This window comes from Opitutus sp. sgz309028 (assembly GCF_059821195.1).
Window position 1 is genome coordinate 83,641 of the sequence record NZ_JCAMRR010000004.1, and the last position, 17,049, is coordinate 100,689.

General features: G+C 65.1%; 14 protein-coding genes. 9 read left to right on the forward strand and 5 right to left on the reverse strand.

Features of this window, described 5'->3' with window-relative positions; translation table 11 throughout:
* Nucleotides 1-127: 127 nt before the first annotated feature.
* The 4 genes from AC6RV7_RS15850 to AC6RV7_RS15865 all read left to right on the forward strand — a co-directional run bounded on the left by AC6RV7_RS15850 (nucleotide 128) and on the right by AC6RV7_RS15865 (nucleotide 4,623).
* A complete protein-coding gene (locus tag AC6RV7_RS15850; RefSeq protein ID WP_500095003.1) occupies nucleotides 128-820 on the forward strand; it encodes a choice-of-anchor K domain-containing protein in 693 nt (230 codons plus the stop codon).
* 103 nt (nucleotides 821-923) lie between these two features.
* Nucleotides 924-3,185, forward strand: a complete 2,262-nt coding sequence (locus AC6RV7_RS15855; RefSeq protein ID WP_500095004.1) for a spermidine synthase — start codon at nucleotides 924-926, stop codon at nucleotides 3,183-3,185.
* A gap of 94 nt (nucleotides 3,186-3,279) precedes the next feature.
* Entirely contained in the window at nucleotides 3,280-3,792 is a 513-nt protein-coding gene (locus tag AC6RV7_RS15860; protein ID WP_500095005.1) for a DUF2231 domain-containing protein, read from the forward strand.
* A gap of 3 nt (nucleotides 3,793-3,795) precedes the next feature.
* Nucleotides 3,796-4,623, forward strand: a complete 828-nt coding sequence (locus AC6RV7_RS15865; RefSeq protein WP_500095006.1) for a Rieske (2Fe-2S) protein — start codon at nucleotides 3,796-3,798, stop codon at nucleotides 4,621-4,623.
* Between the two features lie 24 nt (nucleotides 4,624-4,647).
* On the opposite strand, the gene hpf is transcribed toward AC6RV7_RS15865, so the two are convergent.
* Nucleotides 4,648-5,031 carry a ribosome hibernation-promoting factor, HPF/YfiA family gene (gene hpf, locus AC6RV7_RS15870; RefSeq protein ID WP_500095007.1) on the reverse strand — a complete coding sequence of 128 codons (384 nt, stop codon included), beginning with the start codon at nucleotides 5,029-5,031 and terminating at the stop codon, nucleotides 4,648-4,650.
* 324 nt (nucleotides 5,032-5,355) lie between these two features.
* On the opposite strand from hpf, the gene ftsH reads away from it, so the two are divergent.
* On the forward strand, nucleotides 5,356-7,194 hold the full coding sequence (gene ftsH / locus AC6RV7_RS15875; RefSeq protein ID WP_500095008.1) for an ATP-dependent zinc metalloprotease FtsH: 1,839 nt from the start codon (nucleotides 5,356-5,358) through the stop codon (nucleotides 7,192-7,194).
* 37 nt (nucleotides 7,195-7,231) lie between these two features.
* Here ftsH and AC6RV7_RS15880 read toward each other — a convergent pair whose 3' ends face one another.
* Nucleotides 7,232-9,181 (reverse strand): alpha/beta hydrolase family protein, encoded by a 1,950-nt coding sequence (locus AC6RV7_RS15880; RefSeq protein WP_500095009.1) that lies wholly within the window; start codon nucleotides 9,179-9,181, stop codon nucleotides 7,232-7,234.
* Between the two features lie 253 nt (nucleotides 9,182-9,434).
* On the opposite strand from AC6RV7_RS15880, the gene AC6RV7_RS15885 reads away from it, so the two are divergent.
* A complete protein-coding gene (locus tag AC6RV7_RS15885; RefSeq protein ID WP_500095010.1) occupies nucleotides 9,435-10,574 on the forward strand; it encodes a redoxin family protein in 1,140 nt (379 codons plus the stop codon).
* A gap of 443 nt (nucleotides 10,575-11,017) precedes the next feature.
* Here AC6RV7_RS15885 and AC6RV7_RS15890 read toward each other — a convergent pair whose 3' ends face one another.
* Together AC6RV7_RS15890 and AC6RV7_RS15895 are read right to left on the reverse strand one after the other, a co-directional pair.
* A complete protein-coding gene (locus AC6RV7_RS15890; RefSeq protein WP_500095011.1) occupies nucleotides 11,018-11,758 on the reverse strand; it encodes a PRC-barrel domain-containing protein in 741 nt (246 codons plus the stop codon).
* A gap of 199 nt (nucleotides 11,759-11,957) precedes the next feature.
* Nucleotides 11,958-13,136, reverse strand: coding sequence for a XylR family transcriptional regulator (locus AC6RV7_RS15895; RefSeq protein ID WP_500095012.1), 1,179 nt, complete (start codon nucleotides 13,134-13,136; stop codon nucleotides 11,958-11,960).
* Nucleotides 13,137-13,376: 240 nt separating this feature from the next.
* Here AC6RV7_RS15895 and AC6RV7_RS15900 point away from each other — a divergent pair, with 240 nt between their 5' ends.
* Complete coding sequence (locus AC6RV7_RS15900) at nucleotides 13,377-15,011, forward strand: glycoside hydrolase family 9 protein (RefSeq protein ID WP_500095013.1); 1,635 nt, start codon at nucleotides 13,377-13,379, stop codon at nucleotides 15,009-15,011.
* 51 nt (nucleotides 15,012-15,062) lie between these two features.
* Here the strand turns inward: AC6RV7_RS15900 and AC6RV7_RS15905 are convergent, their stop codons facing one another.
* A complete protein-coding gene (locus AC6RV7_RS15905) occupies nucleotides 15,063-15,989 on the reverse strand; it encodes a UDP-glucuronic acid decarboxylase family protein (protein ID WP_500095014.1) in 927 nt (308 codons plus the stop codon).
* 147 nt (nucleotides 15,990-16,136) lie between these two features.
* Here AC6RV7_RS15905 and AC6RV7_RS15910 point away from each other — a divergent pair, with 147 nt between their 5' ends.
* Entirely contained in the window at nucleotides 16,137-16,460 is a 324-nt protein-coding gene (locus tag AC6RV7_RS15910; protein WP_500095015.1) for an ArsR/SmtB family transcription factor, read from the forward strand.
* Nucleotides 16,457-17,005 (forward strand): SRPBCC family protein, encoded by a 549-nt coding sequence (locus AC6RV7_RS15915; protein ID WP_500095016.1) that lies wholly within the window; start codon nucleotides 16,457-16,459, stop codon nucleotides 17,003-17,005. Before AC6RV7_RS15910 ends, AC6RV7_RS15915 begins: the two co-directional genes overlap by 4 nt.
* The last annotated feature ends 44 nt before the right edge of the window (nucleotides 17,006-17,049 follow it).

Below are 17,049 nucleotides of genomic sequence, written 5' to 3' on the forward strand. Positions count from 1 at the left end.
CACGGAAATCCTCCGAGGGTGGACTGGGACGCCGGCCCGCTCTCCCGCTCGGCCCCTTTCGGCGGCCCCGGCGCGTCACGAAGTGGCGCGCCCCAGGTCCAACCTTCCAACGCAAACTTCCACTCACATGAAACTACTTTCACTACCCCGCTCCGCCCTGCTTCTCGCCGCCGCGATGTTCACCTGCGCGGCCGACGCCCAGTTGATGATTTCCGGCAAACTCACCGGCGAATTCACCAACGCCGCCGGCCCCAACGATACGGTCACGAACGCGCCCGACGGCAGTTCCGCATCGTTCGTGTCGGGGATCACCTATGGCGAGGGCTCGGTCCCAACCTCGATCGAGTTCACCCAGAAAAACTTCACTGACATCGGTCCCGGCCTCGTAGCCGACGATCTCTTCACCATCACAAACGGTCGCAACCTGCTCAACTCCACCGCCACGTCCGCGCAGTTCGCGCTGTCGATTTCGCTGACGTCGCCGGAAGCGCACTCCGGCCTCCTGACGACGATCCCGTTCACCATCGATAATACGCCCAACAAGGGCGGATTGATCGACGACGCGTTCACGATCTCGGCGGCCCCGATCGCTCCGTTCGATTACGCCGGCTATCGCGTGCAATTCACCTTCGTGGCGCCGCCCGCCTTTCAAATTCCGGAGAATCAATCGATGCCGGCCGGCGCGCTCTACGTGAACTTCACCCCCGTGCCCGAGCCCTCCACCTACGCCCTGGCCGGAGCCGCGCTCCTCGTCGGTCTGATCGGCTGGAGAACCGTGCGCCAGCGTCGGAAAGTCGACTCCGCGACGCCGACAACCTGAGCGCGCACTCGCCAGCGTTGCCGACGCGCAGCGAGCCTGAAACAGTCCGGCGCGCGAGTCCGCACCCGGTGCCTTCGGCGCTGTCAGCGGGTCGCGCGCCTGCATGTTTCCCTTCGCCCTTACCATCTTTGTCGGTGCCTTCCTGCTCTTCGCAGTCCAGCCGCTCCTCGGAAAATTCATCCTGCCGTGGTTTGGCGGCAGTCCGGGTGTCTGGACGACGTGTCTGCTTTTCTTTCAGGCGCTACTCCTTGGCGGGTATCTCTACGCCCATCTGACGTCGAGCCGGCTGTCGCTGCGGCGCCAGGCACTGCTGCACCTCGTCCTGATCGCGGCCGCGCTCGCGTGTCTGCCGGTGACACCGGATCTGCGCTGGCGGCCGGAGGGTGCGGAGAATCCCATCCCGCGGATTCTGCTGCTGCTCGGCGCGAGCGTGGGACTTCCTTATCTCGTGCTGTCCTCGACCGGTCCGCTGATCCAGCGCTGGTTCAGCCACGTGCATCCGGGCCGCTCGCCATATCGCTTGTATTCACTTTCCAACGTCGGCTCGTTGCTGGCGCTGCTCGGGTATCCTTTCCTGTTCGAACGTTTTTTTTCGCGACAGGAGCTCGCCCATTATTGGTCGGCGGGACTCGTGATTTACGCCGCCGGGGCGGGCTGGTGCGTGTGGCGGATCTGGCGCGTCGCCGGCGCACCTGTCGCAGGCCCGGCCGAAGCGCCGCCTGATGCGCTCGCCGCCGCCGAGGCGAGACCGGCGCCGCTCGACCGCTTGCTGTGGTTCGGCCTCGCCGCCGTCGCCTCCGTGCTGCTGCTCGCGACGACCAACAAGCTCTGCCAGGATGTCGCGGTCGTCCCCTTCCTCTGGGTGCTGCCACTCAGCCTGTATCTGCTGAGCTTCATCCTGTGTTTCGATCATCCGCGCTGGTATTCGCGCGGCTTGTTCAGCGGCCTCTTTGCCTTGGGCGCACTGGTGGACGTTTCCTTGCTGTTCGCCGGACACAATGCCCGGCTCGCCGAACAGGTGATCGGCTACGCCGGCACGCTCTTCGCCGGCTGCATGCTCTGTCATGGCGAACTCTACCGGCTGCGCCCGGGCGCCGGACAGTTGACGTCCTTCTATCTGTCGGTCGCCGCGGGCGGCGCCTGCGGCGGGCTGGTGGTGGCGGTGATCGCACCGCTGGTGTTCGATCGTTATCTCGAACTGCATCTCGGGCTCTGGTTGCTGAGCTACTTTGTGGGCGTGCTCGCCTTCCGCCACCGCAGCCTCGCGCTCGTATTCGGCACCGCGGCGGGAGTGCTGGCATCGAGCCTCGTCGTGCCCGCGCTCGGAGCGCTCGCCGAACGTTCGGACGAGCCGTGGACGGCGTTCTTCGAGCAACTGAAGACATTTTTCGGCGAACACCTCGCGTTGATCGCGTTCGCGGCGATCGCGGCCGCCGTCAGTCTCGTGAGCCGCCAGGGCTGGACGCGGACCTGGACCCTGCGGGCCGGCAACTTCGTGATGCTTTTCTCGATCGGACTCGGCATGCTGTTGATCGCGCAGGTGCGCAAGGACTCGCAGGACGCCGTGCTGACCTCCCGCGACTTTTACGGCGTGCTGAAGGTGTTCGAGCACAATGCCGACCAACCCGATCTGCATTATTACACGCTCGTGCACGGCGTGACGTCGCACGGTTTGCAGTTTGCGGCCGCCCCGCAATCGGACTGGCTCACCACCTATTATGGCGAGAAAAGCGGACTCGGCCTCGCTCTCGCGCAAATCCCACCGCAACGAGCCCGGCACATCGGCTCCGTCGGTCTCGGCACCGGCACCACCGCCGCCTACGGGCGCAGTGGCGACCGGGTGCGCATCTACGAGATCGACCCGCAGGTGGAACGGCTCGCCCGGACACGTTTCACGTATCTGGCCCGTTCGCCTGCGAAAGTCGACGTGGTGCTCGGCGATGCGCGGTTGTCGATGGAGCGCGAGCTCCAGCGCGGCGAATCGCAACAATTCGACGTGCTGGCGCTGGACGCGTTCAGCAGCGATGCGATTCCCGTTCACCTGCTCACCCGGGAGGCGTTTGAAATTTATCTGCGGCACCTGAAGCCGGGCGGTATCATCGCGGTGCATACATCCAATCGCTACCTCGACCTGCAGCCGGTGGTGGAGACCGTCGCGCGCGAGCTCGGCCTGCACACTGCCACCCTTTCGGACAACCCGTCGTCGGAACACTGGTGGCTGTTCCGCAGCACCTGGGTCTTGGTGGCGCGGCGCGCAGACCTGCTTGAGAGCGAGGACATCGCCGGGTCAGCGGAAGCCCCTTCCGGCCGCGACGTGGCGGTCTGGACCGACGATCGCGCGAGCGTTTTCGAGATCCTGAAGTAGCCCGCGTCCGAAAAAGCTCGCGATCCCGATCAGGGATTCGCCGGGGAACCTCCCGCCACGCGAGCCCACTCTCGGGGCGTCCCCGCGCCCCGTCATGAAGCTCATCGACCTCCTGCAAGGCAAGTGGCTGGGCCATCCCCTGCACCCCGCCCTCGTGCATGTCCCGATCGGCGCGTGGCTGGTGGCGTGCGCGCTCGATGTGGCCAACCTCGCCGGTTGGACGCAGGGCGGCCCCGGCCGGCTCGCCCTTTTCTGCGTCGCCTTCGGCCTCGCGGGCGCCGTCCTCGCCGCCGCGCCAGGTCTCGCCGACTGGCTGTCCATCAAGCCGGACAAGCCCGCCAAAAAACTCGGTGTCTACCACCTGCTGCTGAATGTGGCCGCCATGATCCTCTGGAGCATCAACCTCGTCCAGCGGTTCGATACCGAGCAGGCCGTCACGCCTCCCATCATGATCACCTCCGCCGCGGGCACGCTGCTTGTCCTCGCCGGCGGTTATCTCGGCTCGCTGCTCGCGTTCGATCATGGCATCGCCGTCGCACGCTTCTCGAAGCAGCAGTGGCGCGAACGCGCGGTGCGCGAGGGCGCACGAGTCCCGGAGGAGAACTGAACGATGGCAGCGGCGAAAAATCTCCTGCTCGGCAAACCGTTCCGGAGTCCGCTGCATCCGGCGCTCGTGCATGTCCCGATCGCACTGCTGCCGCTCGGCCTGCTGCTCGATCTCGGCAGCTGGGTCTGTCCGCTCAATGAACTCTATCTGGTGCGCGGCGCCTTTCTCTGCCTCGCGGCCGGCCTTCTTACCGGCCTGTTCGCCGGCCTCGTCGGTTTCGTCGACTACAGCGAGATCCGGCGCGATCATCCGGCGAAGAAAACGGCGACGCTGCACATGGTGCTGAATCTCGTCGCGCTCGCGCTGTATGGCGCCAGCCTCGCGGCGCGCTGGAATCACCTCGAGGCCATGCGCACGCCGTTGCTCGCCGTGGTGGTCTCGGGGGTGGCTACGCTCATCCTGGCCTACTCCGGCTACCTCGGCGGCCATCTCGTCTACAGCGACGGTGTCGCCGTCGGCCGCCACCGCCGCAAACCCCTGCTGCCGCGGGAAACGATCGTCGCGCCCCGTGGCCGCGGTGTGTTCGTGCCCGTGGCCGACGCCGCGGCGCTGGCGGAAGGCGCCACGTTGCGAGTGAAAGCCGGCGACACCGCGATCGTGATTGCGCGGACCGAGGGCCGCGTCCACGCGGTTCAGGAGTATTGCCCTCACCGATACGGCCCGTTGTCCGAGGGCACCTTGCGCGGCTGCGAAATCGTCTGCCCGTGGCACAATTCGAAATTCGACGTGCGCTCCGGCAAGGTCACCGGCGGTCCGGCCAAGGTCGATCTGCGCACGTTCCGCGCGGAGGAGCGGAACGGAGAAATCTGGGTCGAGACGCCGGACGCGTAGATCCGCGCCGCCGGCGGACCGCCGTCAGGTCACCTTCGGCAGCGGCGCATCGATCTCCGGCGCGTGCGGGTGATTGCGCTTGTCCTTCCGCAGGCCCTGGCGCTTCGCCAGCTGGCGATCGAGTTTCTCGACGAGATCGTCGAGCACGTTATAGGCCTCCTTGCCCTCCGCCGACGCGACGATGTCCGGACCGCCGATTTCGATCTGCGCAGTCGCGGTGAAGTGATGCTCCGTGCCCATCGTCTGATCGCGGTGCAACCGCACATTGATGCGCACGATGTAATCGTTGTGGCGCAGCAACGCGCCAAACTTGTCGCGCATCGCCGTCTGCAGCGCTGGGGTGAGCTCGAGATGGACGCCCTGAAGGATCAACTTCGAGGCAAGGTCGCCGGTGGTTTTGCGATTCATGCGTCGCTAGACCGCGCGCCGGGCCCCAAGGCACGCAACAAAACCTCCGACCGGCGCCCCGGTCATTTCCTTAAACTCCGCCCGCGGCGCCCGCTCGCTGACGTTTCCCCCTTTTTTTACAGGCACCGGTATCAAGCGGTTGCGAGCGCAAGACGGGCAGCCCGCGCCGCCATCTTCATGCGCAAATTCCGCAGCCATGCAGGGCTGCGGCAGAATCGCGGCGGTGAGCCGCCGCGGTCGAATTTTGTAGATACTTTTCGCGACGCTGCTCCGTCATCGAGGTTCGCAGTTGTCGGGAAACGCCCGATGTGTCGCATAGGAAGAATGCCTGTTATTCCTCTGCGCTGGTTCTATCTTGCCAGCGGACTTTTTCTCCTCGTTGCCGCGAGCGACCTGTTTTTCTTCTCCCATGTCGCCGCCGACGCCCGCGCCGCCGAGGAACACCAGCGCATCGGCGCCGCCGACTTCCTCGCCGCCGCGTCCGCGGGCGAGCTGAAAAACGGCCACGTGGTTTACCGCGGCCACGCGCTCGGCCTGGCCGATCTCGTCGCCACGCGCACGACGGGAGAACAAACCGCCACGGTGCGCTCCGCCGCGCGTCTCACGGACGCCGATCTGCTCGTGCTCCGGCAGCAGCATTTCGTCGAGGAAGACGTGGCGACGTTCGCCGCGACGGCCGAGCCCGCCGCCCTCTTGCAGGCGGCGAAACTCGTCCGCGGCGCGCTCGTGCCGCTCGGCGTGATCGCGCTCTTCATCGGCACCGCGTGCGGCGTGCAACGCTACGCCGGCCGCATCGCAGCGTTCTCCGGCCGACGGCTGCGGCCGGTGACCTCGAGCGTGAAATTCTCCTCCGTCGCGGGCTGCGACGAGGCCAAGGACGAGGTCCACGAGGTCGTCGAGTTTTTGAGAGATCCGACCCGGTTTCGCGAAACGGGCGGACGCATGCCGAAGGGCGTGCTGCTCGTCGGCCCTCCGGGCACCGGCAAGACGATGCTCGCGAAAGCCGTCGCGGGCGAAGCGAAGGCCCATTTCTACAGCTTGAGCGGCTCGGATTTCGTGGAGCTTTACGTCGGTGTCGGCGCGTCGCGCGTCCGCTCCTTGTTCAAGAAAGCGCGTGAGACGGCGCCGAGCATCATCTTCATCGACGAAATCGACGCGATCGGCCGCCAGCGCGCCTCGGGCGACGCCAGCGGCGCACAACAGGAACACGACCAGACGCTCAACGCGCTGCTCGTCGCGATGGATGGTTTCGAATCCGACGACGCCGTCGTCGTGTTCGGCGCCACCAATCGTCCCGATACGATGGACAAGGCCCTCCTGCGCCCCGGCCGCTTCGATCGTCAGGTGTCCGTCGGCCTGCCGGACCTCGCCGGCCGCGTGGCCATCCTGCAAGTCCACGCCGGGGCGGTGAAACTCGATGAAACCGTCGATCTCAACGAAATCGCCAAGGCGACGCCCGGCTACTCCGGCGCCGATCTCGCGAACCTGCTCAACGAGGGCGCGATCCACGCCGCCCGGCACCGCCGTGCCAGGATCACGATGGCCGATCTCGACGAGGCGCGCGACAAGATCAACTGGGGCCGTGAAACGCGCCGCGCCATGACCGAGCAGGACAAGCGCGTCATCGCGTATCACGAAGCGGGACACGCGCTCATGCAGGTTCTTTCGGGCGACGACGCCGTGAAGCTGCAGAAAGTCACGATCATCCCGCGCGGCCGCTCGCTCGGCAGCACGCACTTCACACCCGAGCGCGACCTGTTCAACTACTCGCAGAAACAGCTGATCGCGAAACTGCAGTGCCTCATGGCCGGCCGCATCGCCGAGGAGATCGCGCTCGGCAGCATCACGAGCGGCGCCTCCGGCGACATCCAGGAAGCCACCCGCACCGCGCGCCAAATGGTTTTCGAATGGGGCATGTCGCCGCTCGGCTTCATGGCGCTCACGCGCAGCGACGGCTCCGAGGCGATCGCGAGCCAGCAGACGTTTCACGAAGCCGAGCGCCACGTGCGCGAGCTGCTCGACGGCAACTACGCGCTCACGACCGCGGAACTGATGAAGAACCGCGCGTGCCTCGACGCGATCGCCGCCGCGCTCATCGCCCGCGAAACCATTTCCGGCAACGAAGTCCGCCACCTCGTATCCGAATTCCGCGCCGCCGCCTGAAGCGCAAAAACGCACACGCCGCCGCCTCGCCGCGACTTCAAGGCGCGAGGTGCTTCGCCAGGAACGCCTCGATTCGCGAATACAGCTCGATGTTGTGCTCGAGCCGCGCCATCCCGTGCCCCTCGCCGCGCACGAGATAGGTTTCGTGTGACACGCGATTTTTCGCGAGCTCGTCAATCAGGCGCTTCGATTCTCCGACGTTCGCGATCGGATCCTCCTTGCCGTGGGAAACGAAGACCGGCACGCGGATCCGATCGGCGCGGCGCACGGGCGAGATCGCATCGAATTTTTCCTGCTGCTGCTTCGGATCGCCCAAGCGGCGCTTGAGCGCCGCGTAGCGCGCATCCGTGAACTGATCGTATTTCGCGTCCTGCAGCACCTGCGCCCAATCGAAGATGCCGGCGATCGTTACCGCACAACGGTAGAGCTCCGGCTCGTTCACGACACCCGACAGCGCGAGGTAAGCGCCGAACGACGCGCCCATGATCGCGACGCGCTTCGCATCGACCAGCCCCGAAGCGACGAGCTTCTTCGTCGCCGCGGTGACGTCATCGTGCATCTTCCGAAAGTCCCATCGATCTTCCTCGGGAAAACGCCAGTCGTAGCCGGGTGAGCCACGGTAGTTCGGCTGCAGCACCGCGTAGCCGCGATTGGCGAGAAACTGCACCTCGGGGTTGAAGCCCCAGACATCCCGCACCCACGGTCCGCCGTGCGGCAACACGACGAGCGGCGCGGGATTTTTCTTCGACGCCCCTGCCGGCAGCGTGAGGTAGGCGTCGAGTTCACGACCGTCGTCAGTCGTGAACTTCACCACCCCCATCGGCTGCATCCGCTTCGGATCGATCCACGGCACCGAAGCCTTGATCAGCCCGAGCGAACGATTCTTCAGATCGACCTGGTAATACACGGACGGCTGCCGGTCGGACCAAACCTCGACGAGAAACCGGCCCTTCGTATCCCGATCCTGGATACGCACGACCATCCCTGGAAACGAAGCCTCGACGAGTTTTTGCGCTGTCCGATACCCCTCGTCGAACCACACGGATTTCGGTGCCGCCGCGTGGTAGAACGCCCCCACGATGCTGCGGGTCTCGAAGTCGCGACGGATGTAGCCCTCGAAATCGTAGGCCTTGTCGCGCACGAGCAACTCGCCCACCTCGCCGCTCGCCGCATCCATGAAACGCAGCGCCCGCGGCTGGTTCGGCTCGCGCGGCGACACCACCACCAGTTGTCCCGGAGTTTCGCCCGCGCCGACGATGTCGACCGCATCGAGATCGATGGGCGACGGCTTCCACCCGCCCGCATCGAACCGATGCAGGTGCGCGTAACCTTCCTCGTGTGTGAACGCGAACGCCAGTTCGCCGTCGCGATCACACAGGTAACCCACGTTCAGCGCACCGCGCGGCAGCGGATAGCTTTTGAGCACGTGACGCGCGTTGCGGTCGCGCACGTCGATCACGTCCGACCAATCGGTGTCCGCCGCACGCAAGTTCACGATGCCGCCGAGATTCAGGTTCGTGTCGATCTCGGCCACGCCGAGGTTTTTTCCGTCTTCCACATCGGAGCTCATCCAGACCAACGGCGTCCGCCGGTTGCGCTCCGGCACGGCGATCAGCCGCGCCCCGCAATACTGCAGCACCGCGTAATTGCGGCGCAGGTTGCGCACGTGCGCGATCATCATGCCCATCCCGTAGAGTTTCTCCTGCGCGGTAAGAAACATCAGCCGCTCGTCGTCGAGCCACGTGAACGCGTAGATGTCCTTGTCGCCGCCGCCGCGCAGCACATCGATGTCCTTCGTCTCGAGATTGTAGACCAGCAGCTCCTCGCGATCCTGCCCGGTGGTGACGAGCGCGGCCAGATACGTGCCGGCGCGATTCAGCGACGGCGATCGCAGCAAGGCCGGCCGGAAAAAATCCTGGATCGGGATGGGCGCCGTCTCCGGCACCGGCTCGATCCGCCCGAGATCCGTTTTCTCACGCGCATTCATTACGGCAACGCACGCGGCCGCCAACACGGCCCGCTGGAGCAAGGGGCAAAGCCAGGAAAGCATGACCGAGTCTCGCCACACCCGCCGACCTTTTGCAAGAACCCCACCTCCTCTCCCGACTGCCGCACCGAGCAGAGTGTCATACATTATATGACACTCTGGTTCGGCTCCGCTGGAAGGCAGAGCGGGTGCGAAAAGGGGTTGGCTCTTTTTCTCTGATGGCGCGTCTGTGCTAGGCACCTCCCCAATCCCCATGATCCGTCGTGTTCCTTTCCTGGTGTTTGCTTTTTTCGTCGCCGGTTGGTCGCCACTGACTGCCGCCGACCATCCGATTCTTCCGCTCGGTTCGCCGCTGCCCGATTTTCGCCTGCCGGGCGTCGACGGCCGCGACTACACGCCGGCCGATTTTGCGCACGCTGACGTGCTCGCGATCGTTTTCACGAGCAACCACTGCCCCACCGCGCAGCTTTATGAGGAGCGTCTGAAACAACTCGCCACCGATTACCGCGATCGGTCCGTCGCGCTCGTCGCGATCAATCCGAATCACGCCGATGCCGTGCGTCTGGACGAGATGGGCTTCACCGATCTCGACGACACATTCGAGTCGATGCAGGAGCGGGCGCGCCATCGCGGATACAACTTCCCGTATCTCGACGACGGTCCGACGGAGACCTTCGCGCGACAACTCGGTCCGGTGGCCACGCCGCACGTCTTCATTTTCGACAGCGCGCGTCGGCTGCGTTATCAAGGCCGCATCGACGATTCCGAGCGGCCCGATCTCGTAAAGCACCGCGACGCCCGCGCGGCGATCGACGCGCTGCTGGCGGGAAATGAACCCGCCGTGACACAGACGAAAGTCTTCGGCTGCTCGACGAAGTGGAGCGACAAAACCGAGGACAACCACCGCTGGCGCGAAAAGGTGGCGAAGGAGCCGGTGAAACTCGAACCGGCCGGCGTCGAGGCGCTGCGCGCACTGCGCGCCAATCGCGATTCGGGCAAGGTGCGCCTGATCAATGTCTGGGCAACCTGGTGCGGCCCGTGCGTGGCGGAGTTCGACGAACTGATCGAGCAGAACCTGCGGTTCCGTCACCGCGATTTCGAGCTCGTCACCGTCGCGGCGCAGTTTCCCGACGAGCAGCCACGCGTGCTGAAATTTCTCCAGCAGCATCACGCCTCGACGCGCAATCTCATCTTCGCAACGACGGAGAAATATGCGCTGCTCGAGGCGCTCGATCCGGAATGGAACGGCGCGCTGCCGCACACGCTACTGGTGGCGCCCGGCGGAGCGGTGATCTACCGGCAAACCGGCGCGCTCGACTTTCTGGCGCTGCGACGCGCGTTGCTGCCCGCGCTCGATGCGATCGCGCCCTGGCCGGCGACGGGCGGGGAGTGAACGCGCCGCGGGGCGTCAGCGCTTTTTCTTTTTCGCGGGCGCGCGTTTTGTCGCGGCCGCAGTCTTTTTCCCGGGCGCAGTCTTTTTTCCGGGCGCGCTGCTTCTGGCGACCACGCGCTTCGTAGCGGCGCCGCGGACAAGGCGCTCCGCCTTGCGCTTCGTGACCGTCGTCTTGCGGCGGGCATTCGCCTTCGCCGGACCTGGCGCGGCGCGGCGCGCGCTGGCTGTATTCGCTTTCTCGCGACGCGTGTGCGCCTTGCCGGCGGGTTTCCGCGTGAGCCCCTGACGGCGGGTCTTTCGATTCCTGCGGGTGGCGTTTTCCATCTCGAAGAGGACCGCGCCTCAGGCGGGGCGTTCCCAAACGTCGCGGGCCGCCGATCGCGCGATGCGTCCGGCGGCCCGCCTGCTGCACACGGCGTGAGCCGTGGAATGGCGCTCCAAGTTTATTCGGTGGCGCTGCGATTCTTGTTCGAGCTGTCCCGCGTCATGTTCGCGATCTCGCTCTGCGACACGTTCAGCGTGAAGTGATCCTTGCTCGAGTCATAGTTGAGCTGCGTGAGCGGCACGCGGATGAGGTCGTTGCCCATGCCGAGAAAACCGCCGGAGGAGATGACGACGGAGGCGCCGCCCGACATCGCGCCCGAGAGACTGCCGACGGCGGAATCGATGGAGGAGCCGAGGGTCGCATTGCTGTCCGCGGTGGTGGAGGCGGTGCCCGTGGACGTGCGGCTCGTGTTCATGCTGCCACTGGTGCTGCTGGTATCGCGGGCACCTTCGCGGTTGCCGAACGCGGTCGCGAGTTGCGGCGTGCGCGAGGAATCGAGCACGACATCTTTCACCTCGCCGATGCGCTTGCCCTGGCTGTCGTAAACGTTCTTTCCGATCAGCGCCTTGGCCGTGAGTTGGTGATCGAGCGCGGATTGCGAGACGGTTTGGATGCTCGCCGCGCCGGACGACATGTCGGACATCGAGGAGTGCATCGAATCCATCGAGCTCGTCGAGCGGTTCGAACTGCTCGAGGTCGAGGACGGGCTGCTGTAGGTCGAGCCCGACGTGCTGCCGGTCGACGAGCGGCCGGTCGACGTGTCGGTGCTGGACGAACCGGTGCTGGATTGGGCCGAAACGGCGAGAGGAAGCGAAGCGGCCATCGCCAGAACGGCGAGCGTGCGGAAGTGTGGTTTCATGGCTGTCGAATGGGTTGTTTTCTTTTTCGCCGGCGGACGCCGAAACGAAGGCGTTCACGGGGTTGTGTTCGCCGCGTCAACGTAGTCCCCGCCGCACCGGCGCGCCATGGGGAGCCCATCCTCAACGTGCCTCCGGTTGCGTTCTTAGCCGCAGGTCCGGAGTAAATTGTGCGTGGTCGCCCGAAGCTGTCGCGCGACCTCAGGCCACCGATTCGCGGGGCATGTTCACCGACTGGACGCGCTTCCGGTATTGGCCCGGCGATTCGGCAGTAAGTCGCTTGAACACCACGGACATGTATTCCAGATGCTCAAAGCCGGTCATACTCGCGATCGTCTTGAGCGGAAAATCCGTTTCCATCAGCAGTTCCTTTACCCGCGCCAGCTGCACGCGCCGGATTTCCGCTTGCGGCGAGCGGCCGATGAACCGGCGGAATTTCTTCTCCAGCTGGCTGCGCGACGCCGCCGAGTGTTTGAGCACATCGTCGACGCTGATGCCGGTGCAGGCGCGCTCACGGATGTAGCTGAGAGCGGCGGCGACATTCTTGTCCCCGATCGCGAGAATGTCGGTCGACAGGCGCGTCACCACGTGCACCGGCTCGATCCGCAGGTCCACCGTGCCGGGGTCGTCGCCACGCAGCATTTGATCCAGCACTTCGGCCGCGCAGTAGCCGGTCTGGTGGGAGTTGAGCGCGACACTCGAGAGCGGCGGATAGGCGAGCTCGCATCGCATGGTGTCGTTGTTGACGCCCAGGACCGCGAGTTCCTCGGGGACGAGCCAGCCGGCGGCTTGGGCCGCGGTCATGACTTGAAACGCCTTCACGTCCACGCACGCCATGACGCCGACCGGCCGCGGCAGACCGCGCAGCCAAGCGGTCAACTGTTCCGTCTGCATCGCATCCCAATCCGGCGTGATCTCGCCCGGATACTCGGCGTCGAAAACATCGCAGCTGTGGCCCGCGAGTCGCAGTGCCTCGATGAAGCCGTCGCGGCGTTCGCAGGACCACGCTTCATTGCTGAAACCGCAGAACGCGAAATGCCGGAAGCCGCGCTCGATGAAGTGCTCCGCGCCCAGGTGACCGATCGCGGCATTGTCGGGCCGGATCTTCGGCACGCCGGGAAACGGCGGGGTATCGTTCAGATCCACCAGTGGAATCCCGAGTCGCGCGCAGGTCTCCACCATTTCCGGAGTCGTGTGCCGGCTGATCACGCCATGCCACTTTTCCTGCGTCAGCCAGCCTGGTTCGCGCTGCGTGCGCGCCTCGTCGTCGAGAAACGTCGCCCACTGCCGATGCGAACGCTCGTATTGCACCACGCCCTGCAGCACGCGCGAGGCCTCCTCGAAGCGCATCAGGAAAACGAGCAGGATCTTCGGCCTCATGGGGCGCGATGTTTCGCAGCTCGCAAAAGAATGCAATGCCGCGCCCCCGTGCCGCTGCGAAATTCGTGCACTGCCGCACCGCCGGCCGGCACGGATCGCTGGCAAAAATGCGTTTCTCCCTCGCAAACACCCGCACTCACGCAGCGCCGGATTTGACGCAGGTGCCCCGCAATCCCAGTTCGATCGCGGCAACAATTGTTAAACTTTTCCCCGCGAGGCGCGTCAGGCAGCCGATCCCCTATGCTTCCCCTGCGCCTTCTGCCCTTTGTCGCCGCGTTGTTTTCCGTCTCCGCCTTTGCGGCGCCGGCGATTCGTCTCAACACGCTCGGTTTCCTGCCGGATGCGCCGAAACAGGCCACGGTCGCCGCGAAGTCCGGCGACTTTTCGGTCGTGCGCGCACACGATGGCGCGGTGGTGTTCAAGGGCACATTGCAGCCCTCCACGTCGGCGCCCGATGGCGAGGAGGTCCTGGTGGTCGCCGACTTCTCGAGTTTGCGCGTTCCGGGAACTTACGTGCTTCAGGTGAAGAACGCCGGCGAGTCGCCGGTCTTCCGAATCGCGTCCGATCTTTATCGCGAGCCGTTCTTCCTCGTCACGCGCGCGATGTATATGTGGCGCTGCGGCGTCGAGGTCAGCGGCGAGTGGCAAGGCCGGCACTTCCATCACGCGGCCTGTCATCTCGATGACGCGTGGCTCGATCACGTCACCGGCCGTCACGAGAAACTCGCTTCGACGGGCGGCTGGCACGACGCCGGCGATTACAACAAATACGTCGTCAACGCCGGCGTGACGCTCGGCGCGATGCTGCGCGCGTGGGAGGATTTTCCGGCGGTGCGGACAATCGCGCTCAACCTGCCGGAATCGGGGGGACCGCTGCCGGACTACCTCGCGGAAATCAAATTCGAGACCGACTGGCTTCTCACGATGCAGGCGGCGGATGGGTCGGTTTACACGAAGGTTTCGACCGAGCGCTTCGGGCCGTTCGTGCTCCCGGAAAAAGAAACGACGCCGCGCTTCGTGTGTCCCGCCGGCACGCCGGCCGCCGCAGACTTCGTCGCCATGCTCGCGCAGGCGGCGCGTGTTTTCCGGCCGTTCGCGCCCGACTACGCGGAGCGCTGCCTCGCCAGCGCCCGCAAGAGCTACGCCTACCTCGTCGCACATCCCGAATTCATCTCGCCCGACCAATCGAAATTCCACACCGGCACGTATGCGACGAAGGATGCCGACGATCGTCTCTGGGCCGCCGCGGAGATGTGGGAAACTACGGGCGACGCCGACGCGCTGCGCGATCTCGAAACCCGCATCCGCGACCTGAAACCTGCGTTCGACGAAAACTTCGATTGGGGCGAAGTGAAGAATCTCGGTCTGCTCACGTTTCTTTATTCGCAGCGCCCCGGCCGCGACGCGGCGCTCGTGCAGGAACTGCGGGACAACCTGCTGAAAACCGCCGACACGATCGTCGCGAAAGCGCATGCGCATCCTTACGCGCGTCCGCTCGGCGACCGGTATTATTGGGGCGGCAATGGCGGCGTCGCCCGCCAGACGCTGCTCCTCGCGGCAGCGCAGCGGTTGACTGGCGATCGCAAGTATCGCGACACCGCGCTCGACGCGATCAACCACCTGTTCGGCCGCAATGTCCACGGCCGCTCCTACGTCACCGGCCTCGGCGCGCGCCCACCGCTGTTTCCACATGACCGCCGCTCCGGCGGCGACGACGTGGACCAACCGTGGCCCGGCTATCTGGTTGGCGGACCGAATCCGACCGCGAAGGACTGGTTCGACGTAGAACCCGATCCGCGCACGAACGAAATCGCGATCAACTGGAACGCCGCGCTGATCTACGCGCTCGGGGGTTTCCTCGCGGAAACGAAATAACGGAAGTAACGGCCATCGCGAAAGGCGTCGCCGACGCCCCCGCGGACTCGCTCAGACGCGCGTCTTGAAATAATCGATGGTGCGCTTGAGGCCTTCCTCGAGCGGCACCCGCGGCTCCCATTTCAGCACCTTGCGCGCGAGCGCGATGTCCGGCTGGCGCTGCTTCGGATCGTCGGCCGGCAGCGGTTTGTGCACGATCTTGGATTTGCCGCCAACGAGCTTCAACGTGAGCTCGGCCAGCTCGAGCATCGTGAACTCGCCCGGGTTGCCCAGGTTCATCGGACCGACCGTCTCGGTTTGCGCCATGAAACGCACGAAACCCTCGATCAGGTCCTCGACATAGCAGAACGAGCGGGTCTGCGAACCGTCGCCGTAAATCGTGAGATCCTCGCCGCGCAGCGCCTGCACGATGAAATTGGATACGACGCGGCCGTCCGCTTCGTGCATGCGCGGACCGTAGGTGTTGAAGATGCGGATCACGCGGATATCGACGCCGTTTTCGCGGTGGTAATCGAAGAAGAGCGTCTCGGCGCAGCGCTTGCCTTCGTCGTAACACGAACGCCGCCCGATCGGATTCACGTTGCCCCAATAACTCTCCGGCTGCGGATGCACCGACGGATCGCCATAGACTTCGCTCGTGCTCGCTTGAAACACCCGCGCCTTCACGCGCTTCGCCAGACCCAGGCAATTGATCGCCCCCATCACCGACGTTTTCGTCGTTTTGATCGGGTTGAACTGATAGTGCGGCGGCGACGCCGGGCACGCGAGATTGTAGATCTGGTCGACCTCGAACTTGAACGGGTCGATCACGTCGTGCCGCACAAACTCGAAACGCGGATTTCCGGCGAGATGCTGGATGTTGATTTTCCGGCCGGTGAAGAGGTTATCGATCGCGATCACTTCGTGGCCATCGGCCAGCAAACGATCGCAAAGATGGGAGCCCAGGAAGCCGGCGCCGCCGGTGACAAGGATGCGCATAAGTGCGGCTGAGAGACTTGTGAAACAGGTTTCGGTTCGCGAGGAAAAGTTGTGCAACGAGCGGAACCGCCCGCACACGGGAAGCGATTTCCGGACAAAAATCATTTTCGAACTTGCTTAATTAAGTTATTACTTAATTAGTGCGCCATGCTCTCGCTCGCCGCTCTTGCTGACCCGACCCGTCGCCGGATCGTGGAGCTGCTCGCCGGGCGCGAGCGCACCGCCGGCGAGATCGTGGACGAGTTCGACATGTCCGCGCCCGCGATTTCCCAGCATCTGAAAGTGCTGCGCGACTCCGGCCTCGTGAATGTCCGCGCCGAAGGGCAGCGGCGGATCCACTCGTTGAACGGCGAAGGCCTCGACGAACTGTCGGACTGGCTGGAACGCACGCGCGCCGTGTGGAGCCGCCGCCTCGACGCGCTCGAACGGGAACTCCGTGCCGACGACGCCAAGAAGAAATCTTCCAAATGAACCCATCCCCCCGCAACGACTCCTACGCCGAGTTCCCCGCCCGCGGCGAACTTCGCATCGTCCGTCTCCTTCCCGGCCCCATCGAACGCGTCTGGGAGTTCCTCACCGATCCCGAAAAACGCAGCCGCTGGTTCGCGGGCGGCGCCACCGAGCCCAAGGCCGGCGGGAAAATCGAATTCGTCATGCACCACGCGAAAATCGCGCCCGACGAAACGCCGCCGGCGAAATACGCCCAGGTCCAGGACCCGGGCGTGACCTTCGAGGGCCGCGTGCTGCGTTACGAGCCGCCGCGCGTGCTCGCTTACACGTTCGGCGACGACGATTCCGAAGTGACCTTCGAGCTGACGCCGCAGGACGGGCAGGTTCTCCTCGTCCTCACCCATCGCTCACGCGGCGAAGACATCAAGGAACAGAGCAACTACGCCGGCGGCTGGCACACGCATCTGTCGATCCTCATCGCGCTGCTCGAGGGCACGACTCCGCCAAAATTCTGGGCCACGAACGCGCAGCTTGACGCGCATTACCGCGAGGTGGCGCCGCGCTGATCTCAGCCCGGCCTACCTGACGTTTCGCCCCTGACGTTCTCCCC